The 25,450-nt window shown below is 59.7% G+C and carries 20 protein-coding genes and 5 tRNA genes; 15 read left to right on the plus strand and 10 right to left on the minus strand.

The window, feature by feature from the left end:
* Window positions 1-51: 51 nt before the first annotated feature.
* Window positions 52-879 carry an arylamine N-acetyltransferase gene (locus HNQ83_RS07345; protein WP_175388337.1) on the plus strand — a complete coding sequence of 276 codons (828 nt, stop codon included), beginning with the start codon at window positions 52-54 and terminating at the stop codon, window positions 877-879.
* Between the two features lie 57 nt (window positions 880-936).
* Here the strand turns inward: HNQ83_RS07345 and HNQ83_RS07350 are convergent, their stop codons facing one another.
* Together HNQ83_RS07350 and HNQ83_RS07355 are read right to left on the minus strand one after the other, a co-directional pair.
* Complete coding sequence (locus HNQ83_RS07350; protein WP_175388338.1) at window positions 937-1,269, minus strand: BrnA antitoxin family protein; 333 nt, start codon at window positions 1,267-1,269, stop codon at window positions 937-939.
* 3 nt (window positions 1,270-1,272) lie between these two features.
* A complete protein-coding gene (locus HNQ83_RS07355; RefSeq protein WP_175388339.1) occupies window positions 1,273-1,554 on the minus strand; it encodes a BrnT family toxin in 282 nt (93 codons plus the stop codon).
* Window positions 1,555-1,799: 245 nt separating this feature from the next.
* Here HNQ83_RS07355 and HNQ83_RS07360 point away from each other — a divergent pair, with 245 nt between their 5' ends.
* Window positions 1,800-3,317, plus strand: coding sequence for a nucleobase:cation symporter-2 family protein (locus HNQ83_RS07360; RefSeq protein ID WP_175388340.1), 1,518 nt, complete (start codon window positions 1,800-1,802; stop codon window positions 3,315-3,317).
* 119 nt (window positions 3,318-3,436) lie between these two features.
* On the opposite strand, the gene HNQ83_RS07365 is transcribed toward HNQ83_RS07360, so the two are convergent.
* Window positions 3,437-3,512, minus strand: a tRNA-Asn gene (locus tag HNQ83_RS07365).
* Window positions 3,513-3,715: 203 nt separating this feature from the next.
* Here HNQ83_RS07365 and HNQ83_RS07370 point away from each other — a divergent pair.
* Window positions 3,716-3,970 (plus strand): hypothetical protein, encoded by a 255-nt coding sequence (locus HNQ83_RS07370; RefSeq protein ID WP_175388371.1) that lies wholly within the window; start codon window positions 3,716-3,718, stop codon window positions 3,968-3,970.
* Here the strand turns inward: HNQ83_RS07370 and HNQ83_RS07375 are convergent.
* Window positions 3,967-4,179 carry a hypothetical protein gene (locus HNQ83_RS07375; RefSeq protein WP_175388341.1) on the minus strand — a complete coding sequence of 71 codons (213 nt, stop codon included), beginning with the start codon at window positions 4,177-4,179 and terminating at the stop codon, window positions 3,967-3,969. The two genes, HNQ83_RS07370 and HNQ83_RS07375, sit on opposite strands and share 4 nt — an antisense overlap.
* Window positions 4,180-4,417: 238 nt before the next feature.
* The gene (locus tag HNQ83_RS07380; RefSeq protein WP_175388342.1) at window positions 4,418-5,614 is read right to left on the minus strand and encodes an amino acid aminotransferase; all 1,197 of its coding nucleotides are present in this window, start codon (window positions 5,612-5,614) and stop codon (window positions 4,418-4,420) included.
* 351 nt (window positions 5,615-5,965) lie between these two features.
* Here HNQ83_RS07380 and uvrB point away from each other — a divergent pair, with 351 nt between their 5' ends.
* Entirely contained in the window at window positions 5,966-7,981 is a 2,016-nt protein-coding gene (gene uvrB / locus HNQ83_RS07385; RefSeq protein ID WP_175388343.1) for an excinuclease ABC subunit UvrB, read from the plus strand.
* 105 nt (window positions 7,982-8,086) lie between these two features.
* On the opposite strand, the gene HNQ83_RS07390 is transcribed toward uvrB, so the two are convergent.
* Together HNQ83_RS07390 and HNQ83_RS07395 are read right to left on the minus strand one after the other, a co-directional pair.
* The gene (locus HNQ83_RS07390) at window positions 8,087-9,577 is read right to left on the minus strand and encodes a DHA2 family efflux MFS transporter permease subunit (protein ID WP_175388372.1); all 1,491 of its coding nucleotides are present in this window, start codon (window positions 9,575-9,577) and stop codon (window positions 8,087-8,089) included.
* Between the two features lie 49 nt (window positions 9,578-9,626).
* Window positions 9,627-10,715, minus strand: a complete 1,089-nt coding sequence (locus HNQ83_RS07395) for an HlyD family secretion protein (protein WP_175388344.1) — start codon at window positions 10,713-10,715, stop codon at window positions 9,627-9,629.
* A gap of 231 nt (window positions 10,716-10,946) precedes the next feature.
* Between HNQ83_RS07395 and gltX the strand changes: the two genes are divergently transcribed.
* From gltX to HNQ83_RS07445, 10 genes are all read left to right on the plus strand, one after another.
* The gene (gltX, locus tag HNQ83_RS07400; RefSeq protein WP_007956429.1) at window positions 10,947-12,428 is read left to right on the plus strand and encodes a glutamate--tRNA ligase; all 1,482 of its coding nucleotides are present in this window, start codon (window positions 10,947-10,949) and stop codon (window positions 12,426-12,428) included.
* 200 nt (window positions 12,429-12,628) lie between these two features.
* Window positions 12,629-12,704: transfer RNA gene (locus HNQ83_RS07405), tRNA-Ala, on the plus strand.
* Window positions 12,705-12,783: 79 nt separating this feature from the next.
* Window positions 12,784-12,859: transfer RNA gene (locus HNQ83_RS07410), tRNA-Glu, on the plus strand.
* Window positions 12,860-12,912: 53 nt separating this feature from the next.
* Window positions 12,913-12,988 (plus strand) — tRNA-Ala (locus HNQ83_RS07415).
* A 79-nt stretch (window positions 12,989-13,067) separates the two neighbouring features.
* A tRNA-Glu gene (locus HNQ83_RS07420) sits at window positions 13,068-13,143 on the plus strand.
* Between the two features lie 184 nt (window positions 13,144-13,327).
* Window positions 13,328-13,867: a TetR/AcrR family transcriptional regulator gene (locus tag HNQ83_RS07425; RefSeq protein ID WP_096512568.1), complete on the plus strand. Its 540-nt coding sequence runs from the start codon at window positions 13,328-13,330 to the stop codon at window positions 13,865-13,867.
* A gap of 29 nt (window positions 13,868-13,896) precedes the next feature.
* Window positions 13,897-14,730, plus strand: coding sequence for an alpha/beta fold hydrolase (locus HNQ83_RS07430; protein ID WP_175388345.1), 834 nt, complete (start codon window positions 13,897-13,899; stop codon window positions 14,728-14,730).
* 48 nt (window positions 14,731-14,778) lie between these two features.
* Window positions 14,779-15,234, plus strand: a complete 456-nt coding sequence (locus tag HNQ83_RS07435) for a thioesterase family protein (RefSeq protein ID WP_096512566.1) — start codon at window positions 14,779-14,781, stop codon at window positions 15,232-15,234.
* A 156-nt stretch (window positions 15,235-15,390) separates the two neighbouring features.
* Window positions 15,391-16,350, plus strand: a complete 960-nt coding sequence (locus tag HNQ83_RS07440) for a tRNA-dihydrouridine synthase (RefSeq protein ID WP_175388346.1) — start codon at window positions 15,391-15,393, stop codon at window positions 16,348-16,350.
* Between the two features lie 120 nt (window positions 16,351-16,470).
* Window positions 16,471-16,917 carry an Hsp20 family protein gene (locus HNQ83_RS07445; RefSeq protein WP_175388347.1) on the plus strand — a complete coding sequence of 149 codons (447 nt, stop codon included), beginning with the start codon at window positions 16,471-16,473 and terminating at the stop codon, window positions 16,915-16,917.
* A 49-nt stretch (window positions 16,918-16,966) separates the two neighbouring features.
* Here the strand turns inward: HNQ83_RS07445 and HNQ83_RS07450 are convergent, their stop codons facing one another.
* From HNQ83_RS07450 to HNQ83_RS07460, 3 genes are all read right to left on the minus strand, one after another.
* Window positions 16,967-19,243 carry a nitric-oxide reductase large subunit gene (locus HNQ83_RS07450; protein ID WP_175388348.1) on the minus strand — a complete coding sequence of 759 codons (2,277 nt, stop codon included), beginning with the start codon at window positions 19,241-19,243 and terminating at the stop codon, window positions 16,967-16,969.
* Between the two features lie 397 nt (window positions 19,244-19,640).
* Window positions 19,641-22,919, minus strand: coding sequence for a PAS domain S-box protein (locus tag HNQ83_RS07455; protein WP_175388349.1), 3,279 nt, complete (start codon window positions 22,917-22,919; stop codon window positions 19,641-19,643).
* A 65-nt stretch (window positions 22,920-22,984) separates the two neighbouring features.
* Window positions 22,985-23,875, minus strand: a complete 891-nt coding sequence (locus tag HNQ83_RS07460) for a LysR family transcriptional regulator (RefSeq protein WP_175388350.1) — start codon at window positions 23,873-23,875, stop codon at window positions 22,985-22,987.
* A 148-nt stretch (window positions 23,876-24,023) separates the two neighbouring features.
* Here HNQ83_RS07460 and leuC point away from each other — a divergent pair, with 148 nt between their 5' ends.
* Complete coding sequence (gene leuC, locus HNQ83_RS07465) at window positions 24,024-25,442, plus strand: 3-isopropylmalate dehydratase large subunit (protein ID WP_175388351.1); 1,419 nt, start codon at window positions 24,024-24,026, stop codon at window positions 25,440-25,442.
* Window positions 25,443-25,450: the final 8 nt, after the last annotated feature.

Consider the following 25,450-nt stretch of genomic DNA (forward strand, 5'->3'; position numbering starts at 1 on the left):
AGCGTCCATTGGCGGAACGATCCGCAGCCTCCCGTGCATAAGGACTGAACGATGAGCGAACCACGCCTGACGAACCTTGCGCTGTACCTGCAACGGCTGGGTTTTGATGCGCCCCCCGCGCCGACCCTGGAGACCTTGCGACTGCTTCAATGGCGTCACACTGGCGCTTTCCCGTTTGAAAACCTCACAACGCTGTCGGGGGAGCCGGTGTTGATCGATTTGCCATCGATTGAACGCAAGGTCCTGCACGACGGGCGCGGCGGGTACTGTTACGAACTCAATAATCTGTTCCTGGCCTTGCTTCAAACATTGGGATTCGATGCGCGTGGCATCAGTGGTCGCGTTGTCATGGGCCAACCTGAAGGCGCCTGGACGGCCCGTACCCATCGCCTGAGCCTGGTGACGCTGGGCGGCGTGCGCTACATCACCGACGTCGGCTTCGGCGGCATGGTGCCCACCGCGCCGTTGTTGCTCGATAGCGCGGCTGAGCAGGCCACTCCCCACGAGCCCTATCGCATCGAGCAACATATCGATGGCTACACTCTTCGCGCCAAGGTGGGGGATGAGTGGCGTGCGATGTACATCTTCGACCTGCAACGCCAGGAAGACATCGATTACACCGTCGGCAACTGGTACGTCTCGACCCATCCCGAATCATCGTTCGCCAGACAGTTGATGGTGGCGCGGACCGGGGAAGGGTGGCGACGTACGCTGAACAACGGCAGTTTTGCGATCCATCGAATGGGCCAGGACAGCGAACGCCAGCAAGTGGCCAACGTGCAGGAATTGGTCGCTTTGCTGGAAAGCGAATTCGGTATTCGTGTGCCCACCAGTGCGACATTGCTGCGTACGCTCGGGCGCTTGATCGAGCCGCAATAAACACCTGATCGTGCACACAAAAAAGGGGCAGATTGATTCAATCTGCCCCTTTTTGCGTCAGGTCTGGGGGCGAGCATCAGGCTCCATCACGCGCTGGATTTCCCTGAGGGCTTCCGACAGTTTTTTCTCCAGGCTTTTCAACTCGGAAGATTTGATCCCGCTTTTGAGGTGCCCGGTCGTGTCGGACGCTGTGACTTTGCTCTGGTCTGCCAACAGCGCCCGGCGCAGGGTGTGGTTGATGGCGGTCTGGTAGCCATACCCCTCACTTTCGGCCAGTGCGCGTGCAGCCTCGATGACGACATCATCGAGCATGATGGTGATTCGGGTCTTGCCTTTGGCGGAGGCAATTGCCCCGCGCCTGGCATGGCTGAAGTCGTACTCATCTTTCATCGGTCAAGCCTCCAGATACTGGCGGCGCTCGTTTTTGCTGGCGAGGCGCGCAGAAATTACTCGAACGAAATTCGGCTCTCGGTAGGTGTACGCAACCACTAGCAAACGCCCTTTTCCATCCAGGCCGATGGTGATCCAGCGCGGTTCATCATGGTGATCGTCCCGAAGCGTCAGGGCACGTTCGTCATGAAACACAGGTTCTGTCTCGGCAAGGCTGAGGCCCTTGTGCTTGAGTTTGTTGGCTGCGTTCTTTGCCTTGTGGTACTGAATTTCGAATGACTTCATTATGCATACTTTATATGTATATGAAAGGAGAGGACCACGACCGATGGTCGACAGGAGCTGAAAAGACTAGCGGGCGGAGGAGAATGGCCCGGGAGGATGTATTTCAAGGTTTGATGCGCAGTGGCACACAGTCTGCATGACCAGCCGTTCATAATTTGAATGGCAAGTTGTATACAAGTCTATGGACATTTGTCCTGACTCTTGCATACAGTGTGCGCATAACAAAAACCAGGGAACCCCCTAACATGAAAACGCCCCATGTTTCACACCAACGGCCCGAAGACGAAAACCTCGGGATCGGCGCGAATATGGCTTACGGCCTGCAACATGTTCTGACCATGTACGGTGGCATCGTCGCGGTGCCTTTGATCATTGGTCAGGCTGCCGGGCTGTCGCCGGCGGACATTGGTTTGTTGATTGCTGCTTCATTGTTTGCGGGGGGGCTGGCCACGTTGCTGCAAACCCTGGGCTTACCGTTTTTTGGTTGTCAGTTACCACTGGTTCAAGGCGTGTCTTTTTCTGGCGTCGCGACCATGGTGGCGATTGTCAGCAGTGGAGGTGAGGGCGGGTTTCAGTCGATTCTGGGGGCGGTGATTGCGGCGTCCCTGATCGGGTTACTGATCACGCCGGTGTTCTCTCGGATCACCAAGTTCTTCCCGCCGTTGGTCACGGGGATCGTGATCACCACCATCGGTCTGACGTTGATGCCGGTGGCGGCGCGCTGGGCCATGGGGGGCAACAGCCATTCCCCGGAATTTGGCAGCATGGCCAATATCGGCCTGGCGGCGGTGACGCTGGTTCTGGTGCTGTTCTTGAGCAAGATCGGCAGTGCGACCATCTCCCGCCTGTCGATCCTGCTGGCGATGGTCATCGGCACGATCATCGCGGTGTTCCTCGGCATGGCTGACTTCTCGTCCGTGACCCAGGGGCCGATGTTCGGTTTCCCCACGCCGTTCCATTTCGGCATGCCCACCTTCCACTTCGCCGCGATCCTGTCGATGTGCATCGTGGTGATGGTGACCCTGGTGGAAACCTCGGCGGACATCCTGGCGGTCGGTGAAATCATCGACACCAAGGTCGACTCCAAGCGCCTGGGCAACGGCCTGCGTGCCGACATGTTGTCGAGCATGATCGCACCGATCTTCGGCTCCTTTACCCAAAGCGCCTTCGCCCAGAACGTCGGGCTGGTGGCCGTGACTGGCATCAAGAGTCGTTATGTGGTGGCCACCGGCGGCCTGTTCCTGGTGATTCTCGGCCTGCTGCCCTTCATGGGGCGGGTCATCGCCGCCGTGCCGACTTCCGTCCTGGGCGGCGCCGGGATCGTGCTGTTCGGTACCGTAGCCGCCAGTGGCATTCGTACGCTGTCCAAGGTTGACTATCGCAACAACGTCAACCTGATCATCGTCGCCACCTCCATCGGTTTCGGCATGATCCCGATTGCCGCACCGAACTTCTACGACCACTTCCCAAGCTGGTTCGCCACCATCTTCCACTCGGGCATCAGTTCCTCGGCCATCATGGCTATCGTGCTGAACCTGGCCTTCAACCACCTCACGGCCGGCAACTCCGACCAGCAATCGGTGTTTGCGGCAGGGACCGAGCGGGTCTTGCGTTATCAGGATCTGGCGGCATTGCGCGAAGGGGATTACTTCAGCGACGGCAAGCTGCACGACTGCGACGGCAAGGAGATTCCGGTGGTGGAGTTGGATCACGGGCATGGCGAGCCACGACCTGTGCATGCCAAAAGCAGTGAGCATGTCTGACGCTCGTTGCCAATGAAAAGGGCCGATCTGTTGAATAGACAGATCGGCTTTTTACTTTTTCAAGCGACCACAAAAAAGCCCCTGAATCTTTCGATTCAGGGGCTTTCAGTATTGCTGTCTGGCTCCACGACCTGGACTCGAACCAGGGACCCAGTGATTAACAGTCACTTGCTCTACCAACTGAGCTATCGCGGAATGGCGCCTATGTTACTGATTCAAAAAGAGAAGTCAAGCATCTGATCGCAAATGACGGATTCGATGGGACGGGCGGTGGTTTATCGGTCATTGGCGGTTACCAGAATTGCACCAGAGGACTACCATGGCCGCCCGGAAGTGGTCACACGCGCTACCGGCCATTCGCCGATAAAGGTACGCGCCATGATTGACCCAAGCATCACATCCGCAATCACCGAGGTGATCGCAAGAACCTCGCACAGATCAGCCTGCCCAAAGGGGTCGGCCCGCACGCCGAGAAACTGTTCGATGCGATCACTCAGGCCAGCACTGCGGACCAATTGAACCGCGCAGGCGGCAAGGCCGAAGGTTTTGTCCTGGGTCTTGAAAGCACCAAGGCGATCAAGAGTCAGGTGGCTGAATCTCTCTATGTCGCCTTTGACGATGCGGCCACTGAGCGTGCGACTGAACTGGTCTAGCCACCGAAGGTAATCGTGCCCAGCATCAGTTTGGCGTAAAGCGCCGTGGCGCCCAGTTGCACCAGCCACAGCGCCAGGCCGCCAAGAAACACGCCGGCTGCGACTTGCATCACCAGGTTGTTGCCGCCGCGTTTGGCCGGGGTGCGGGGGATGAAGTCATCCAGGTCGTCACGGTCACCGCGGTCAGCGCGTAGGTCATCGATTTTCATGTGGGTTCTCTTGGAAATTCAGGGTGTACGCAAATTCAATGTGGGAGCGAGCCTGCTCGCGAAGGCGATAGTCAATTCAAAACGTCATCAACTGGACTGACGCTTTCGCGAGCAGGCTCGCTCCCACAGTTGATCTGCGTAGAGTTTAGAGGGCTTGGTTGGCGGTTTGAGAAATTTCTGGAGCACATAAAAAACGGGAAGCCCGCAAAGGCTTCCCGTTTTCATGTCACAACGCGGTTCAGATCACCTGAACGATCGCATCCGTCACCACCTTGATGTTGCTCTGGTTCAGCGCAGCCACGCAGATGCGTCCGGTGTCCAGGGCATAGATGCCGAACTCGTTGCGCAGGCGGTGAACCTGTTCAACGCTCAGGCCGGAGTAGGAGAACATGCCGCACTGACGACCGACGAAGCTGAAATCGCGCTGAGGCGCTTTCTGTGCCAGCAGGTCGACCATCTGGGTGCGCATGCCACGAATGCGCAGGCGCATTTCGGCCAGTTCGGCTTCCCACTGGGCGCGCAGTTCCGGGCTGTTCAGCACCGCGGCGACAACGCTGGCACCGTGAGTCGGCGGGTTGGAGTAGTTGGTGCGGATCACGCGTTTGACTTGCGACAACACGCGTGCGCTTTCTTCTTTCGATTCGCTGACGATCGACAGGGCGCCAACGCGCTCGCCGTACAGCGAGAACGACTTGGAGAACGAGCTGGAAGCGAAGAAAGTCAGGCCCGACTCAGCAAACAGGCGTACGGCAGCGGCGTCTTCGTCGATGCCATCGCCGAAGCCCTGGTAGGCCATGTCGAGGAAAGGCACGTGGCCTTTGGCTTTAACGACTTCCAGGACGTTTTTCCAGTCCGCCGGGCTCAGGTCCACGCCGGTCGGGTTGTGGCAGCAGGCGTGCAGCACAATGATGGAGCCGTTCGGCAGCGCGTTCAGGTCTTCCAGCATGCCGGTACGGTTCACGTCGTGGGTAGCGGCGTCGTAGTAACGGTAGTTCTGCACCGGGAAACCGGCGGTTTCGAACAGTGCGCGGTGGTTTTCCCAGCTCGGGTCGCTGATCGCCACGACGGCGTTCGGCAGCAGTTGCTTGAGGAAGTCGGCACCGATTTTCAGTGCGCCAGTACCGCCAACGGCCTGGGTGGTGATGACACGACCAGCGGCGATCAGTGGCGAATCATTGCCGAACAGCAGTTTTTGCACAGCCTGGTCGTAGGCGGCGATGCCGTCGATTGGCAGGTAGCCACGGGAAACGTGTTGAGCGGCGCGAATGGTTTCGGCTTCGACAACGGCGCGCAGGAGTGGAATTTTCCCCTCCTCGTTGCAATAAACACCGACTCCCAGGTTGACCTTGTTGGTACGGGTATCGGCGTTGAATGCTTCGTTGAGGCCCAGGATTGGATCGCGTGGTGCCATTTCGACAGCGGAGAACAGGCTCATTTTTGCGGCGGCTCTGAATGGAGAGTGGAGGGACGTGTCGCGCTCCAGCCGAATGCACTAGAGCGGTGCACAAACGGGGAGCTAGTATAGAGGCCATCGGCGATCGATGGCGACAGACGATTCGGCTTTTACGGTAAGTTTTTCCTATTATTTTTCGACCGTTAGTCGATTGGCTGCGGCGAAGACATTGAGGGATGTAGGACGTTTGCCTTGAAAGCGCGGGCAATCGACACCACATTGAGCACAATCCAGTTTTTTCCTCGGGCGACCTGTGTCGTTTGCGGCCTTTTCCGTTCCTGCCGGTTTGACTGCGCGGGAGCGATTCCCTGCTCCGAGAACCGAGAGGTATGCATGTCTGAATTTCAGCTAGTCACCCGCTTCGAGCCTGCCGGCGATCAGCCGGAAGCCATCCGCCTGATGGTCGAGGGCATCGATGCCGGGCTGGCGCACCAGACGCTGCTCGGTGTGACCGGCTCGGGCAAGACCTTCAGCATCGCCAACGTCATCGCCCAAGTGCAGCGTCCGACCCTGGTGCTGGCGCCGAACAAGACCCTGGCTGCGCAGTTGTACGGCGAGTTCAAGGCATTCTTCCCGAACAACGCCGTGGAGTATTTCGTTTCCTACTACGACTACTACCAGCCCGAAGCCTACGTGCCGTCCTCGGACACCTTCATCGAAAAAGACGCCTCGATCAACGACCACATCGAGCAGATGCGCCTGTCCGCGACCAAGGCACTGCTCGAACGCAAGGACGCGATCATCGTCACCACGGTGTCGTGCATCTACGGCCTGGGCAGCCCGGAAACCTATTTGAAGATGGTGTTGCACGTAGATCGCGGCGACAAGCTCGATCAGCGCGAACTGCTGCGGCGCCTCGCCGATCTGCAATACACCCGCAATGACATGGAGTTCGCCCGCGCGACTTTCCGCGTGCGGGGCGACGTGATTGATATCCACCCGGCGGAATCCGATTTCGAAGCGATCCGCATCGAGTTGTTCGATGACGAAGTGGAAAGTCTGTCGGCCTTCGATCCGTTGACCGGCGAAGTGATCCGTAAATTGCCGCGTTTCACTTTCTATCCGAAAAGCCACTACGTGACGCCGCGGGAAACCCTGATGGGCGCCGTCGAGGGGATCAAGGTCGAGTTGCAGGAGCGTCTGGAATACCTGCGCTCCAACAACAAACTGGTGGAAGCCCAGCGTCTGGAGCAGCGCACCCGTTTCGACCTGGAGATGATCCTCGAACTGGGCTACTGCAACGGCATCGAAAACTACTCGCGCTATCTGTCCGGCCGCGAAGCCGGGGCGCCACCGCCGACGCTTTACGACTATTTGCCTGCCGATGCCTTGCTGGTGATCGATGAGTCTCACGTCAGCGTGCCGCAGGTCGGTGCCATGTACAAAGGCGACCGTTCGCGCAAAGAAACGCTGGTGGAATACGGTTTTCGCCTGCCGTCGGCACTGGATAACCGGCCCATGCGTTTCGACGAATGGGAAAGCATTAGCCCGCAGACGATCTTCGTCTCGGCGACCCCGGGTAACTATGAGGCCGAGCACGCCGGGCGCGTGGTTGAACAAGTGGTGCGCCCGACCGGTCTGGTGGACCCGCAGGTGGAGATCCGCCCGGCTCTGACCCAGGTCGACGACTTGCTCTCGGAAATCACCAAGCGTGTGGCGGTCGAAGAGCGGGTGCTGGTCACGACGCTGACCAAGCGCATGGCCGAAGACTTGACCGATTACCTGGCTGACCACGGCGTGCGCGTGCGCTACCTGCACTCGGACATCGACACCGTCGAACGGGTGGAAATCATCCGCGATCTGCGCCTGGGCACCTTTGATGTGCTGGTGGGGATCAACCTGCTGCGCGAAGGCCTGGACATGCCGGAAGTGTCGCTGGTGGCGATTCTCGATGCCGACAAGGAAGGTTTCCTGCGTTCCGAGCGTTCGCTGATCCAGACCATCGGCCGGGCGGCGCGTAACCTCAACGGTCGGGCGATTCTCTATGCTGATCGCATCACCGGGTCCATGGAGCGGGCGATCGGCGAAACCGAGCGCCGACGCGACAAGCAGATCGCCTTCAACCTGGCCAATGGCATCACGCCCAAAGGGGTGTTCAAGGACGTTGCCGACATCATGGAAGGCGCCACCGTGCCGGGCTCGCGCAGCAAGAAGCGCAAGGGCATGGCCAAGGCGGCCGAGGAAAATGCGAAGTACGAAGCCGAGTTGCGTTCCCCGGGTGAGATCGCCAAGCGCATCAAGGCGCTGGAAGAGAAGATGTATCAGCTGGCTCGCGACCTGGAATTCGAGGCTGCGGCGCAGATGCGTGACGAGATTGCCAAGTTGCGGGAGCGGTTGATTACGGTTTGAGATGTGCGTTGAGTGCGCGGGCCCCTTCGCGAGCAGGCTCGCTCCCACAAGGTTTCGCGTGAGCCCTGTGGGAGCGAGCCTGCTCGCGAAGGGAGCGACTCGGTCTCAATGCGCTTCCCCGGCCTTCAATCCCGCCGGCAGCTTTTTGGTCAACAACACCGCCAGCATGCTGATCCCCAGCGCAATCCCGACAAAATGAAAGGCATCGTTGTAAGCCATGATCGACGCCTGCTGGTGGGCAATCTCGCTGAGCTTGCCCAGCGCCGCCGTTTCATTGCCCAACGTATTGGTCAATGACGCCAGGCGCTCGGCCACCTGCGGGTTGCTCGGCACAATGGACTCGCGCAGATAATCAAAGTAGGTCTTGGTGCGCGCATCCAGCAGCGTGGCAAGGAGGGCGATGCCGATGGCGCCGCCGAGGTTGCGCAGGATGTTGAACAGGCTCGACGCCGAGCCCGCATCCTGGGGCAGGATGTACGCCGTGGCGATCAACGAAATGGTGACCATGATCAGCGGTTGCCCCAGCGCGCGGATGATCTGGATCTGATTGAACTGCGGCCCGGCGAAGTCCGGGTTCAGCACCCCCGATGAAAAACTCGCCAGCCCGAACAGGCCGAAGCCAATGGTGCACAGCCATTTCGGCGACACAACCTTCATCAGCTTGGGCACCAGCGGAATCAAAAACAGCTGTGGCACACCCATCCACATGATCACTTCACCGATCTGCAGGGCGTTGTAGTTCTGGATCTGCGCCAGATACAGCGGCAGCAGATAGATCGAGCCATACAGCCCAACCCCCATTCCGACACTGGAAATGCTCGATAAACCGAAATTCCTATTACCAAGGATGCCGAGGTTGATCAGCGGATTGGGTTTGGAAAACTGCACGATCACAAAGGTGATCAGGCTGATCAGGGCGATGCTGCCAAGCATCACGATCAGGTCCGATTCGAGCCAGTCCTTGCGATGGCCTTCCTCCAGAAATACCTGCAAGCAGCCGAGGCCGACGCCGAGGGTGACGATGCCCATGTAGTCAGTGCTTTTGAGCAATTCCCAATGCGCTTCTTTCTTCTCCAGGCCATACATCAGGCCGGCGATCATGATCAGGCCGGGCGGTATGTTGATGTAGAAAATGTATTCCCAGCCCCAGTTCTCGGTCAGCCAGCCGCCGAGGGTCGGGCCGATGGAGGGGGCGAAGGTGGCGGTCATGGCGAACATCGCCATGCCTTTGGCGCGGTGATGCTCGGGCAGTTTGATCAGGGTCAGGGTGAACGCCAGCGGAATCAGCGCGCCGCCCGTGAAGCCTTGCAGCGCACGAAAGACGATCATGCTTTCCAGGCTCCAGGCCATGGAACACAGCAGCGAGGCGACGAGAAAACCGAGGGACACCCACACTGCCAGGCGCCGCGCCGACAGCAGCTGCACCAGCCAGGCGGTCAGCGGGATCATGATGATCTCCGCGACCAGGTACGAGGTGGAAATCCACGAGCCTTCTTCGAGGGTCGCCGACAGCGCGCCCTGAATATCCTTGAGCGAGGAGTTGGTGATCTGGATGTCGAGCACCGCCATGAAGGCGCCGAGCATCACACTCATCACCGCAATCCAGTCCCGCCGGGTCGGTTCCCCGACCGGGCGGATCAGTTGATCACCGGCCATCGTCTGGCGTGTCTTGGCTGTTCACCTTGGCCGTGACAACTTCAGGGGCGTCCTTGATGTTCACTGTGGCAGTGACCGACATGCCCGGCCGGATCTTGCCGCGCAGCGGATTGTTGGCGGCGAAGGTCAGTTTGACCGGAATTCGTTGTACGACTTTGGTGAAGTTGCCCGTGGCATTGTCCGGCGGCAGCAGGCTGAACTGTGCACCCGAGGCGGCGAACAGGCTGTCGACCCGCGCTTCGATCGGCGTGTCGCCGTAGGCGTCGAAGGTCAGCTCGGCTTTCTGGCCGGGTTGCATGTGGCCGATCTGGGTTTCCTTGAAGTTGGCCTGAATCCAGATGTCTTCATCGGGCACGATCGACAGCAAGTAGGCGCCGGCCTGCACGTACTGGCCTTCGCGGGCCGAGCGTTGGCCGATCAAGCCACTTATAGGGGCGTGAATTTCACTGCGGGTCAGGTTCAATTCGGCCTGGGCCAGATCGGCCTTGGCGTTGGCGATCTGCGCGTCGAGGCGTTTGATCTCGGCGCCCAACGCGTTGACTTGCTGGCGCTGAGCCTGGGCATCGGCCTGGGCTTTGCTCAGTTGCGATCGGGCGATATGGGATTCGGCGGAGAGGGTGGTCACCCGTTCTTCCGACACATAGCCGGGTTTGCGCAAGGTCTCTGCCCGGTTCAAGTCAATCTGCGTGCGACCCAGGCTCGCCTGGGTGGAGGCGACCTGCGCATCGCTGGCGGCAATCAGGCTGGCTTGTTGAGTCAGTTTGCTCTGGGCCTGCAGGCGTTCGGCCTGGCGAGTGGCGAGAGCGGCGTTGGCACGGTCGACGGCGAGGCGGAAATCATCGCCTTCGAGCCTGATCAGCAACTGGCCTTTCTCGACGTGCTGGTTGTCCTGTACCAGCACCTGATCGATACGTGCGCCCAACTGGCTCGACACGCGGGTGATCTCGCCCTGGACATACGCGTTGTCAGTGCTTTCGTAGAACCGTCCTTTTAAAAACCAATGGGCAAAAAAGCCCCCGGCAACCAGCAGGACAATCAACAGGAACAGAAACAGGCGACGCTTGAGTTGGGCAGGCATGGGGCAAACTGTAGTCGAGAATATGTAAGGAAAGTTATCAGCAGGTGAATCTGGCATACAGCCGATAAACGGTAAATGCCATCGGCTGATATTCGGTCATTCACCACGGCATACGGACATTACAGTCGCAACCTTGGCTTAAATGCCCTGTTCGCTGGAGCGGGGCGGGTGTCGCCTGTTACCATTCGCCTCTTGTTAAATCTTTGCTTTTTATTCTTTTCGAGACATGCCATGACCACCGTCCGCACTCGCATCGCGCCATCGCCTACCGGGGACCCCCACGTAGGCACCGCTTACATCGCATTGTTCAACTACTGCTTTGCCAAGCAGCATGGCGGTGAGTTCATCCTGCGGATCGAAGACACCGACCAGTTGCGTTCGACCCGCGAATCCGAGCAGCAGATTTTCGACGCCCTGCGCTGGTTGGGCATCGACTGGAGCGAAGGCCCGGACGTTGGCGGTCCGCACGGTCCATACCGTCAAAGCGAGCGTGGCGACATTTATCAGAAGTATTGCCAGCAACTGGTCGATATGGGCCATGCGTTCCCATGCTTCTGCACCGCCGAAGAGCTGGACCAGATGCGCGCCGAACAAATGGCCCGTGGCGAAACCCCGCGGTATGACGGTCGCGCCTTGCTGCTGTCCAAGGAAGAAGTCGCGCGTCGCCTGGCCGCTGGCGAGCCGCACGTGATCCGCATGAAGGTGCCGAGCGAAGGCGTCTGCGTGGTCCCGGACATGCTGCGTGGCGATGTCGAAATTCCATGGGATCGCATGGACATGCAAGTCCTGATGAAGACCGACGGCTTGCCGACGTACTTCCTGGCCAACGTGGTCGATGACCACCTGATGGGCATCACCCACGTATTGCGTGGCGAAGAGTGGCTGCCTTCGGCGCCGAAGCTGATCCTGCTGTACGAATACTTCGGTTGGGAACAGCCGGAGCTGTGCTACATGCCGCTGCTGCGTAACCCGGACAAGAGCAAGCTGTCCAAGCGCAAGAACCCGACCTCGGTGACGTTCTACGAGCGCATGGGCTTCATGCCCGAAGCGATGCTCAACTACCTGGGTCGCATGGGCTGGTCGATGCCGGACGAGCGCGAGAAGTTCTCGTTGCAGGAAATGGTCGACAATTTCGACCTCAAGCGCGTTTCCCTGGGTGGGCCGATTTTCGACATCGAGAAGCTGTCGTGGCTCAACGGCCAATGGCTGCGCGACCTGCCTGTGGAAGAGTTCGCCGCACGCGTGCAGAAGTGGGCATTCAATTCCGAATACATGATGAAAATCGCGCCGCACGTGCAGGGCCGGGTTGAAACCTTCAGCCAGGTCGCGCCGCTGGCCGGGTTCTTCTTTGCCGGTGGTGTGAATCCGGACGCCAAGCTGTTCGAGTCGAAGAAGCTCTCGGGTGATCAGGTGCGTCAATTGATGCAGTTGATCCTGTGGAAGCTGGAAAGCCTGCGTCAGTGGGAGAAGGACAGCATCACGGCCACGATCCAGGCCGTTGTCGAGTCCCTGGAACTGAAGCTGCGTGATGCCATGCCACTGATGTTTGCTGCGATTACAGGGCAAGCCAGTTCGGTATCGGTACTCGATGCGATGGAAATCCTCGGTCCGGACCTGACCCGTTTCCGCTTGCGCCAGGCGATTGACCTGTTGGGCGGCGTGTCGAAGAAAGAAAACAAAGAGTGGGAAAAGCTTCTCGGCGCGATCGCCTGAGACGCTGTATGAAGGATTGATGGCCATTGTGCGTGCCGACATTGGACGCAGAGTGGCCATCAGACCCCGGATTTTCGGGGGAGGGCGGTAAGTGGTTGTTATGTCGGCAAAAAATTTTAAATTTTTTGAAAAATAAGTTTGACAGCCTTTCGATACACCCTTAAGATTCGCCCCGTCCTCAGCGATGACATCAACGATGAGGGGCTATAGCTCAGCTGGGAGAGCGCTTGCATGGCATGCAAGAGGTCGACGGTTCGATCCCGTCTAGCTCCACCAATTTACACTTCAAGGCCTGGCCACACCGGCCTTGAAGCGATCAACACTCAGCGTTGATCAGTTGTATAGAAGGGTTTGCGTCCCCTTCGTCTAGTGGCCTAGGACACCGCCCTTTCACGGCGGTAACAGGGGTTCGAGTCCCCTAGGGGACGCCAGTTTTACAGAAGTGATGTTGCAAGATGTCGCTCCGCCGAGAGGCGAAAAATCCGGGGCTATAGCTCAGCTGGGAGAGCGCCTGCATGGCATGCAGGAGGTCAGCGGTTCGATCCCGCTTAGCTCCACCAATTTACAGTTCAAGGTCTGGCCACACTGGCCTTGAATCGATCAGCTCTCAGCACTGATCAGTTGTATAGAAGGGTTTGTGTCCCCTTCGTCTAGTGGCCTAGGACACCGCCCTTTCACGGCGGTAACAGGGGTTCGAGTCCCCTAGGGGACGCCACGATTACCCGCTATGCGGGATTTTATAAGGGTCATTCAATTATTGAATGGCCCTTTTGTTTGTCTGGCGTTTGGCCAAATCTCCCTATTTCTCTCAAACTGTTCTTCAGACCAGCGGTCACATCCACGACTTGCAGAAAATTATTATGAGAATAATATTCTAGTCGTAATATTCGGAGGCAACGATGAACGATAAAAAAGCTCAAACCCGCGAACGCATCCTCAAGGCCGCCAGCGCAGCGCTGATCCAGCGCGGCCCGGCCGAACCGAGCGTGGGCGAAGTGATGGGCGCGGCCGGCCTGACCGTCGGCGGTTTCTATGCGCACTTCGAAAGCAAGGACGCGATGATGCTGGAGGCCTTCAAGCAATTGCTGGGTCGCCGTCGTGACTTGATTGCCGACATGGATGCCGAGTTGACCGGTGAAGAGCGCCGCGCCCTGGTCGCTGCGTTCTATCTGTCGCGCAAACATCGTGATTCCAGCGAGTCTGCGTGCCCGATCCCGGCCTCGATCGGAGAACTCGGACGTTTGCCCGAGACGTTCCGGATCGCGCTGAACGAGCATTTGGAGCTGATGGTCGCGCAGTTGGCGGCCAGTCCTGAAGATACCGATAAAGCATTGGCCGACATGGCCTTGATGGTGGGCGGTCTGGCGCTTGCACGGGCGCTGGGGCCAGGTGATTTATCCGATCGATTGCTGCGCGCTGCCAAGTCGGCGGTGCGTTGACCTGAAGGCAGCAGCCTGAGGAGAGAGCGATGAGCACGTTGAAGTGGGTTCGTGGCGTTAATGGCACCTTGGGTTGGTTTGCTCCAAAACTGGTCGCAAGTAAAATGCGACTGGCGTTCATGACGCCGCGGGACTTTCCACCGCGTGACTGGGAATTGCCGCTCCTGGCGAAATCCGAACGAATCACTTTGCGTTTCGGCCTCTCGGCATTGCGCTGGGGGCAAGGGCCGACGGTGATGCTGATGCACGGCTGGGAAGGCCGGCCGACACAATTTGCCAGTCTCATCACCGCGCTGGTTGATGCCGGTTACACCGTGGTTGCCCTCGATGGTCCGGCACACGGTCGCTCGCCAGGCACCGAGGCCAATGTGGTGTTGTTTGCACGCGCCATGCTCGAAGCCGCCGCTGAATTACCGCCGCTGCAAGCCGTCATCGGTCACTCCATGGGCGGTGCCAGCGCCATGCTTGCCGTGCAATTGGGCTTGCGTACCGAAACCCTGGTCAGCATTGCTGCACCGGCACGGATCCTTGGCGTGCTGCGTGGGTTCGCCCGTTATGTGCGATTGCCACCCAAGGCCCGCTCCGCCTTCATTCGCCAGGTCGAGAAAGACGTCGGCATGCGCGCAGCGACGCTGGATGTCGCGCACTATCAACTCGACATGCCCGGCCTGATCGTCCATGCCGAAGACGATGATTTCGTCCCGGTCAAGGAATCGCAATTGATCCACGAAGCCTGGTTCGACAGTCGCCTGTTGCGCCTGGAAGAGGGCGGTCATCAGCGGGTACTTGCTGATCCCCGGGTGATTGATGGCGTGTTATCACTACTGGCCGGCCGCAGCCTGCAATCGCGCCAATCGGCCTGAGCTTCCGTTACACTGCCCCGGTCGAAATCATCTGACCGGGAGTGGGGCATGGGCTGGGATCGGGCAACGCCATTTATCATTGATCTGCAAGTAGGCGCCGAAGACATCGACGGGCTGGGGCATGCCAATAACGCGGTGTACGTGACCTGGCTCGAGCGCTGTGCCTGGCGCCACTCCCAGCGCCTTGGCCTGGACCTGGTCGAATATCGTCGACTGGACCGGGCAATGGCGGTGGTGAGGCACGAGATCGATTACCTGGCAGCCGCCTATGAAGGTGACGAACTGCAATTGGCGACCTGGATCGTCGATTGGGATCAGCGCCTGAAAATGACCCGTCACTTCCAGTTGAAGCGCCCCAGCGATAATTCGACGCTGTTGCGTGCGCAAACCACCTTCGTCTGCATCGAACTGTCCACCGGCAAGCCCAAGCGCATGCCGGCGGAGTTCATCGAGGGCTATGGCCCGGCGTTGCTGTCGCAGAATCCGGAAGCAGCCAAAATCTAAATGTGGGAGCGGGCTTGCTCGCGAAAGCGGCGTGTCAGTCGACATCATTGTTGAATGTTCACCCGCCTTCGCGAGCAAGCCCGCTCCCACAAGGAATCTGCGGTCTTTCGCATAATCCAGTAAACTGCCGCACGTTTTTCGTTGAGTGTGTTTTTCATGCAAATTGCTTTGGCGCCCATGGAGGGGTTGGTCGACAACATCTTGCGCGATGTGCTGACCCGTGTGGGCGGTATCGATTGGTGCGTGACCGAGTTCATTCGGATCAACGATCAGTTGCTGACACCTGCCTATTTCCACAAGTTCGGTCCTGAGTTGCTGACCGGTGCCCGCACGGCGTCAGGCGTGCCGCTGCGTGTGCAACTACTCGGATCGGACCCGGTGTGCCTGGCGGAAAACGCCGCGCTGGCCTGCGAGTTGGGCTCCGAAGTGATCGACCTTAACTTCGGCTGCCCGGCCAAGACCGTGAACAAGTCCCGTGGCGGCGCGGTGCTGCTCAAGGAACCCGAGCTGCTGAATCGGATCGTCGAACATGTCCGTCGCGCTGTTCCAGCGCACATCCCGGTCACTGCCAAGATGCGCCTGGGCTTCGACAGCCCTGATGGTTCGCTGGTATGCGCCACGGCACTGGCCGAAGGCGGCGCGGAGCACATCGTAGTTCATGCGCGTACCAAAACCGATGGCTACAAGCCACCGGCGCACTGGGAATGGATTCCCCGGGTGCAGGACGTGGTCAAGGTGCCGGTGTTTGCCAATGGCGATATCTGGAGTGTCGAAGACTGGCGCCGCTGCCGCGAGATCAGCGGCGTGGAAGACATCATGTTGGGGCGCGGCCTGGTTTCGCGTCCGGACCTGGCCCGGCAAATCGCCGCGGCGCGGGCGGGCGAGGAGGTCGTGGAGATGACCTGGGCCGAGCTGCTGCCGCTGCTCCAGGACTTCTGGTTGCAAGCCAAGGCGCAAATGACGCCGCGCCAATCCCCGGGTCGCTTGAAGCAGTGGCTGGCGATGCTGACCCGTAATTATCCCGAGGCGGTAGAGCTGTTCACCGTCCTGCGTCGTGAGACCGAACTGGATCAGGTCTCGCGTTTGTTGGGATTGCAGGTAGCTGAAGCGGCCTGAAAAAATCTGAAAACACTCTCTTGAAAAGTAATCAGCGGTCCCTATCTAAGGGTTACGCGATGCCGAATTCGGGTCGCGGAGACAAAAAACCTTGCTGATTGTTTTCAGGAGATTTGAACCATGACTACTGCATTTTCCCTGGCGCCTCTGTTCCGTTCCTCGGTAGGTTTCGATCGTTTCAACGATCTGTTCGAAACTGCCCTGCGCAATGAGCCTGGCAGCACTTACCCTCCCTACAACGTCGAAAAACATGGCGACGATCAATACCGCATCGTTGTGGCGGCAGCCGGTTTCCAGGAAGAAGACCTGGAGCTGCAAGTGGAGAAGGGTGTGCTGACCATCAGTGGCGGCAAACGTGATGCCAGTGAAGGCGTGACCTTCCTGCATCAAGGCATCGCCCAGCGGGCCTTCAAACTGTCCTTCCGTCTGGCGGACCATATCGAAATCAAGGCCGCCGACCTGCGCAACGGTCTGTTGAGCATCGACCTGCTGCGAGTCATCCCGGAAGAGGCGAAAGCCAAGCGCATCCCGATCAACGGAGCGCAAAAACCGGCTCTGCAACACTAAGCCGGAATAACAAAAAGGGCGCCATTGGCGCCCTTTTTTGTGTCTGGAATTAACGTTGTCCAGTCGACGTTGCAGCCTTCACAGCACGCGGATGCCGGGACGAAAACAGCAGGCCGCTCGCGATCTGCCAGATCACCGCAAACGCACCCACCAGAAACACAATGTCGCCGAAAGTGCGAACCCAGCGCAGCGTTTGCAACAGGTCTTGCTGCATGAACGCTTCGCTGCGGGCATACCACAAGCCCTGGCTGGCGCTCGCGTAGAACTGCAGGATACCGATGGGCAACAGGCTGGTGACGATCATCAGCATCAGGCCGCCATTGAGCCACCAGAAGCCGGTGCTCATCAGGCGATCATTGAACTGCAGGTTCGGTCGCAGGTAGCGCAGGATCAACAGGCTGAAACCCAGCGCCAGCGAGCCGTAAACCCCGAACAGGGCCGCATGTGCGTGCAAGGGCGTGGTGTTCAGGCCCTGAATGTAATACAGCGCAATCGGCGGGTTGATCAGGAAGCCGAATACGCCGGCACCCAGCATGTTCCAGAACGCGGTGGCGATGAAGAACTGCAACGGCCAGCGAATCTGCGCCATCCACGCGGCGCGCTCCTTGAGGCGCCAGTTTTCCCAGGCTTCATGGCCCAACAGGATCAAGGGCACTACTTCCAGGGCGCTGAAGGTGGCGCCCACGGCCATTACCGGCGTGGTGGTGCCGGCAAAGTAGATGTGGTGAAAGGTGCCGGGTACGCCGCCGAGCATGAACAGCGAGGCCGAGCCGAGGGTGGCGGTGGTGGCCAGGCGTTTGGAGACCAGCCCCATACTGGTGAAAATGAAGGCCAGTGCGGTGGTGGCGAAGACTTCGAAGAATCCTTCGACCCACAGATGCACCACCCACCAGCGCCAATATTCCATGACCGAAAGGTTGGTACGCTCGCCATAGAACAGGCCTGCGCCGTAGAACAGACCAATAGCCACCACGGACGCCGCGAGCAGCGCCAGCAGGTTCTTGTCGCCGGGCTGGCGCAGGGCAGGGACCATGGCGCGCAACATCAGCACCAGCCAGAACACGATCCCGGCGAACTTGGCGATTTGCCACAGGCGGCCCAGGTCGACGTATTCGTAACCCTGGTGACCGAGCCAGAAGCTCCATTGCGCCGGCATCAGTTGTGCGATGGCGAGGAAGTTGCCCGCGTACGAACCGACGACCACCAGCACCAGCGCCCAGAACAGGATGTCAACGCCGAGTTTCTGCCATTTCGGGTCTTTGCCGCCGTTGATGAACGGCGCCAGAAACAGCCCCGCCGCGAGGAACCCGGTGGCGATCCAGAACATGGCGCTCTGCAAATGCCAGGTCCGCGTCAGCGCATAGGGGAACCATTGCGACAGCGGCAGCCCATAGAAATCCTGGCCCTCGACCGTGTAGTGCGCGGTCACGCCGCCCATCAGCACCTGAAAGCCGAACAGCGCACCGACCAGCAGCAGGTATTTGCCCAGGGCCTTTTGCGAAGGCGTGAGTTTGATCAGGCTCAGCGGGTCCTTGGCTGGAACCTTGGGCTCGCCTTCTTCGTGGTTGCGCAGGAACGCCCAACCCCAGACCAGAAAACCGATGCCCGCCAGCAGCACGACAATGCTGACAATCGACCAGACCACGTTTTCGGCGGTCGGGTGGTTGTCGATCAAGGGTTCGTGGGGCCAGTTGTTGGTAAAAGTCGCGGTCTGACCGTCGCGTTCGGTGGCGGCGGCCCAGGCCGTCCAGAAGAAAAAGTACGTCATCTGCTGGCGCCGGGCGGCGTCGGGCAGGGTGTTTTCTTTCATGGCAAAGCTTTTGCGGCTGCCCTGCAGCGACACGTCGTTGCCAAACAGTGCGTGGTAATACGCAGCGGTTTGCGCGATGGCCTGGACGCGCCGCTCGCTGAGCACCAGCGTGCCATCGACCAGCCGATTGCCACGGTACTCGCGTTTGAGTTGATGACGCAGCAGGGCCTGCTGATCGTCATCGATGTCCCGATACGCCTTGGCGTAGTTCTGCTGCGCCGCCAGGTCCAGCCAGGCGAGCAGTTCGCGGTGCAGCCAGTCGGCCGTCCAATCCGGCGCCTGATAGGCGCCATGGCCCCAGATCGAGCCTAGCTGCATGCCACCGATGCTCTGCCACGCGGTTTGACCGTCGAGAATGTCGGCGGACCGGAACAGGATTTTTCCTTCGGCGTTTTGCACCTGTTCGGGAATCGGCGGCGCCTGCCGGTAAATCTCGTGGCCGAACCACCCGAGCAGGCAGAAGGTCACGCCGAGGACGCCAATCAGCGACCACCATAATTTGCGGTATTCACCCATGGATCACCTCCATAAAAAAAGCGCCCGCATAACGGGTATGCGGGCGCAGAAAACCCGGCCCTGTGATCGGGAAGAGTGGCCGGGGTGTAACGCGGGAGAATGATCGGCTGCCGCGATCACTCATCGGCGGATCGGGATGTTGGTCCGTTGGCCGATTGCGTGGGATCCAATTTACGGCGCGACAGCAATGGCGTCACTCGTACACAGGGTCAGCGGGGTTATGTGTGGGTTTAAGCAATTCATACATAGGTATGAAGGGGGCTTACTCGTAGGAACACCCGACGCCAATGTGGGAGCGAGCCTGCTCGCGAAAGCGGTGAGTCAGTCAATCTTGATGTCGACTGACACGCTGCCTTCGCGAGCAGGCTCGCTCCCACCTATGATCGGTGCCCGGACTTTATCTCAGCAGTTTCTGAAACTCTTCCACCGGCAACGGCTGGCTGTGCAGATAGCCCTGATAGAAATGACAGCCCAACCCCTGCAGGAACTCAAGCTGCTCGGGCGTTTCCACACCTTCGGCAATCACTTTCAATTCCAGGCTGCGGGCCATGGCAACGATGGCGCGGATGATTTCGGCGTCGTTGGGGTCGGTGGTGGCATCGCGAATGAACGACTGGTCGATTTTCAGCGTGTCCACCGGCAGGCGCTTGAGATAGGTCAGTGAGGAGTAACCGGTGCCGAAGTCGTCCATGGCAAAGCTCACGCCGAGTTTTTTCAGGCGGCGCATTTTATTGATGGTGTCTTCCAGGTTCTGGATGACGATGCCTTCGGTGATTTCCAGCTTCAGCATCGAGCAGGGCAGGCCGTAGTGGGCGAGGCTCTCTTCGATGTGTTCGACGAAGTCATTCTGGCGGAATTGCCTCGGGCTGATGTTCACGCACAGGCTGAAATCCTGAGGGTCCACCAGGCCGTTGGCAATCAGTTGCCTGAAGGCCTGGCAGGCTTCATCGACGATCCAGGTGCCAACCTCCAGGATCAAGCCGCTGTCCTCCAGCACCTTGATGAACTCCGTGGGCGATTGCGCGCCGAGTTCCGGATGGTTCCAGCGCACCAGTGCTTCGGCGCCGACGATGCGGTTGTCCCGGGCATCGAGTTGGGGCTGGTAGTGCACGCGAAATTCGCCCCGGGACAGGGCCAGGCGCAGATCGGTCTCCATGCGCAGGCGTTCGCTCGCGGCCTTCTGCATGGTGTTGTGGTACATCTGCGCGGTATTGCGTCCCGAATCCTTGGCGCGATAAAGCGCGATGTCGGCGCGCTTGAGCAGGTCGGTCGGCGTCGAGCCGTGATCGGGAATCAGTGCGATGCCGATACTTGGCGTCACTTGCAGGCGCTGGCCGTCGAGGAACATCGGCTCGGACAGCAGTTCGCGCAAGGTGTCGGCCAATTCCCGCACCTGGATGGTGACATCGTTGCGCGACCCTTCGAGGCCGCTGAGCAGGACAACGAATTCGTCACCGCCCAGGCGCGCGACGGTGTCTTCCATGCGCACGCTGGCCTCAAGGCGCGCGGTGATGATTTTCAGCACGGTATCGCCCACCGGGTGCCCGAGCGAATCGTTGATGTGCTTGAAGTGGTCGAGGTCGAGAAACATCAGGGCGCCGCGCAGGTTGTGGCGTTTGAGCAGGGCAATCTGCTGGCTCAGGCGATCCATCAGCAGTGCGCGGTTGGGCAGGTTGGTCAGCGGGTCGTGGTAGGCCAGGTGACGGATCTGTGCCTCGGCGTTTTTCAGCAGGCTGACGTCCCGCGCAGTCAGCAGCAGGCATGCGGTTTCGTTGAGGGTGATCGGCTCCACCGAGACTTCGACGGTCAGCAACTCGCCGCGCTTGTTGCGCCCGAGCATCTCCTGGTGATGCACCCGGCCCTTGATCTGCAGCTCGGCCAGCAGCGCCGAGCGTTGTTTCTCTTCGGCCCAGATCCCGACCTGGTACACCGTGCGGCCGATCACTTCATCGGCGCGATAACCGGTCAGGCGGCAGAAACCATCATTGACCTCCAAATAGCGTCCGGTATCGCGCTCGGTGATGGTGATGGCGTCGGGGCTGGAGTGAAACGCCTTGGCGAACTTCTCTTCGCTGGCCTTGAGTGCCGCTTCCGAACGTTGCTGCTGGGTAATGTCGCGCAAGGTGGTGACGATGCATGGCTGGTCGCCGACGCTGATCTGGCGGCTGGAAATCACGCAGGTCAGTGATTCCCCATCCTTGTGCTGGACAATGATCGCCACGTTGTTCAGCGCTTGTTCGCGGATCACCTGTTCGATGCGTTGCAAGCTCTTCGCCGAGGCGTCCCACAGGCCGATTTCGTCGGCGCTGCGACCAATCACATCGGCCGCGGTCCAGCCGAAGGTCTGGGTGAAGCTTGAGTTGATCTCAATGAATTGCCCGGTGTCCTGGTGGGTCACGCAGATCGGATCCGGACTGACCTGGAACAGCGTGGCGAATTTCTCTTCCGAGGACACCAGCTGTTGTTCGCGTTCGACCTGGTCGGTGATATCGAGCAAGGTGCCGGCCATGCGCAGCGGCACACCGTTTTCATCACGGTAGAGCCGGGCACGGCTTTCCAGGTAGCGCGAAGTGCCATCGGGCAGTTGCACGCGATACGTCAGCTGATAGTTGCCGGCCGGGCCTTCGCGCAGAGTGCGATAGGCGTCGCGCATGGAGCTGCGCTCTTCGCCGGGCACACCTTCGAAAAATTCTTCGAAGGACTCATGGAAGGGCTTGGCTTCCAGCCCGTGCAATTGCGCGGCGCGGGCCGAGCCATAGAGCATGCCGCTGGGAATGTGCCAGTCCCAGGTGCCCAGTTGCGCCGAATCCAGCGCCAGGTCGAGGCGTTCCTGGCTGTCTTTCAGCGCGTGCTCGGCCGCTTTGCGTTCGGTGGTGTCGAGGAAGGTGCTCAGCAGATAGGGTTGACCTTCGAGTTCGACCTTTTGCGCGCTGAGGATGCCATCGTGGATCTGGCCGTTGCTGGCACGGAACTGCACCTCCATGCTGGTCAGTTCGCCTTTGGCCTTGGTGGCCTTGACCAGTTCTGCCCGTTGTTCAGGGTGAACCCATAGACCCAGTTCCAGGGTGGTGCGGCCAATGGCATCCTGCACCGGCCAGCCGAAGAGGCTTTCGAAATACTGGTTGGCTTCGGTGATCAGGCCGTCTTCCTGGCGAGTGAGCAGTACCATGTTCGGGCACAGGTGAAACAGCGTGGCGAAGCGCTTTTCGGAACTGCTCAGCGCCTGCTCGCGCTGGCGTTGGTGGGTGATTTCGCGGATCACGCCGATCATCCGTGGCCGACCATGCTTGTCCGGCAGCAGGCTACCGTTGATTTCGAGCCAATGCAGGCTGCCGTCAGGCCAGCGAATGCGGTGATGCATGGCCTGCTCAAGCGGTGCGCCGGCGATCACTGCATGGAAGGCGCGCACGGTTTTTGCCCGGTCCTCCGGTGGCAACAGGTCGAGGTATTCCAGATCGGCCGGTAAGGGTTGGCGCGGATCGAAGCCGAACAACGCCTGCGTACCCCGCGACCAACTGATCTGTCCGCGCTCGATATCCCAGTACCAGGCACCCAGACGCGCACCGTTCAGGGCGGCCAGCAGTTGAGGGGCACTCTCCCAGCTCTGCTCGGAACGTCTGGGGTCAATTGCCTGAATTCGCGGCATCGGCGGAATACGGTCAACAGATTTCGGCATTGGCAAGCCTTGGGCTGAATGGGCATTTGGCACAGGATTTCACGGCTTTACAGGCGTAGCACACGTCAGCCTTGAGTCCCTGGCAGATCGATTTGAGCGTCCAGCAAGGCCATGAAGGCCCGTGCTGCATTCGATAGCGTCCTTTCGGTGTGCAGGATATAGCCTAGCTGGCGAGACAGTTGTATGCCCGGCAAGGGTATTCGTGCAACCTGATCATCGAGCATGGTGCGCGGCAGGACGCTCCAGGCCAGGCCAATCGACACCATCATCTTGATGGTTTCCAGGTAGTTGGTGCTCATGGCGATGTTCGGCGTCAGGCCCTGGGCTTCGAACAGGCGCTGGACGATATGGTGGGTAAAGGTGTTGCCGCCGGGAAACACCGCCGGATGGCGGGCGATGTCCGCCAGGCTGACCTTGCCGTTGTTGAGCAGTGAATGTTCCGGGGCGACCACGAAATCCAGCGGGTCGTCCCACACCGGCGTCGCCTTGACCAGTGCGTGGGGTTCGGGCGCCAGGGTGATGACCGCCAGTTCCGCGCGGCCATGCAGGATTTCCTCGTAGGCCACTTCCGAATCCAGGAACTGGATATCCAGTGCGACATCGGGGTAGCGGCGGGTGAACTCCCTTAATAAAGGTGGCAATCGGTGCAGGCCGATGTGGTGACTGGTGGCCAGGGTCAGACGACCGGTCACCTCACCCGTGAGGTTGGTCAGGGCGCGGCGCGTATCATCAAGGACGTTGAGAATCTGGTAGGCGCGGGGCAACAGGGCGCGGCCGGCCTCGGTCAGGCCGACTTCGCGACCCAGGCGATCGAACAGGCGCACCTTCAATTGTTGCTCCAGGCCGGCGATGCGCTTGCTGATGGCAGGCTGAGTCAGATGCAGGCGTTCGCCCGCGCCGGAGAAGCTGCCAGTCTCGGCGATGGCAATAAAGGCATTGAGATTGGCCAGGTCCATGGATGTATTCCAGTTGGTTATCCAAAGCATAAAAAATATGAATTTGAGTTATTTAATGTAACCCCATAGGATCAGCCTCACAAGCCAAAGGGTTATTGAATCACTCAAGACCCAGGGCATAGAAACAAGCTGATGAGGAAACCGTCTGATGGCCGGCAAAACGCTCTACGACAAGCTCTGGGATTCGCATTTGGTCAAGCAGCGCGACGATGGCTCTGCGCTGATCTACATCGATCGTCACATCATTCATGAAGTGACCTCGCCGCAAGCCTTCGAAGGCCTGCGTCTGGCCGGGCGCAAGCCGTGGCGCATCGATGCCAACATCGCGACCCCGGACCACAACGTACCGACCACGCCGGAGCGCAAGGGTGGCATCGAAGCCATTGCCGACCAGGTCTCGCGTTTGCAGGTCCAGACCCTCGACGATAACTGCGACGAATACGGCATCGTCGAATTCAAGATGAATGACGTCCGCCAGGGCATCGTCCACGTCATCGGCCCGGAGCAGGGTGCCACCTTGCCGGGCATGACCGTGGTCTGCGGCGACTCCCATACCTCGACCCACGGTGCGTTCGGTGCCCTGGCCCACGGTATCGGCACTTCCGAGGTCGAGCACGTGCTCGCCACCCAGTGCCTGGTCGCCAAGAAAATGAAGAACATGCTGGTGCGCGTCGAAGGCCAATTGCCGTTTGGCGTGACCGCCAAGGACATCGTCCTCGCCGTGATCGGCAAGATCGGCACCGCCGGTGGTAACGGCCACGCCATCGAATTCGCCGGCAGCGCGATTCGCGATCTGTCCGTCGAAGGCCGCATGACCATCTGCAACATGTCCATCGAGGCCGGCGCTCGCGTAGGTCTGGTGGCCGCGGACGAAAAAACCGTGGCTTACGTGAAGGGCCGTCCATTTGCCCCGAAAGGCGCGGAATGGGATTTGGCCGTCGAAGCCTGGAAAGACCTGGTGTCTGACGCTGATGCGGTGTTCGACACCATCGTCGAACTGGACGCTACCCAGATCAAGCCACAAGTCAGCTGGGGCACCTCGCCCGAGATGGTCTTGGCTGTGGATCAGAATGTGCCGGACCCGGCCAAGGAAATGGACCTGGTCAAACGCGGATCCATCGAACGCGCCTTGAAATACATGGGTTTGACCGCCAATCAGGCGATCACTGACATTCAGCTGGACCGCGTGTTCATCGGTTCCTGCACCAATTCGCGGATCGAAGATTTGCGCGCTGCTGCCGTTATCGCCAAGGGCCGCAAAGTGGCATCGACCATCAAGCAGGCCATCGTGGTGCCGGGCTCGGGCCTGGTGAAGGCACAGGCGGAGTCCGAAGGTCTGGACAAGATTTTCCTCGAAGCCGGTTTCGAATGGCGTGAGCCGGGCTGCTCGATGTGCCTGGCGATGAACCCGGACCGTTTGGAGTCGGGCGAGCATTGCGCTTCCACGTCGAACCGCAACTTCGAAGGCCGTCAGGGTGCCGGTGGTCGTACCCACCTGGTCAGCCCGGCCATGGCCGCCGCCGCCGCTGTAAACGGTCGTTTCGTCGACGTCCGTGAATTGATCTAAAGGAGCGC

Source organism: Pseudomonas sp. C2B4, from assembly GCF_013359695.1.
Classification (GTDB): Bacteria; Pseudomonadota; Gammaproteobacteria; order Pseudomonadales; family Pseudomonadaceae; genus Aquipseudomonas.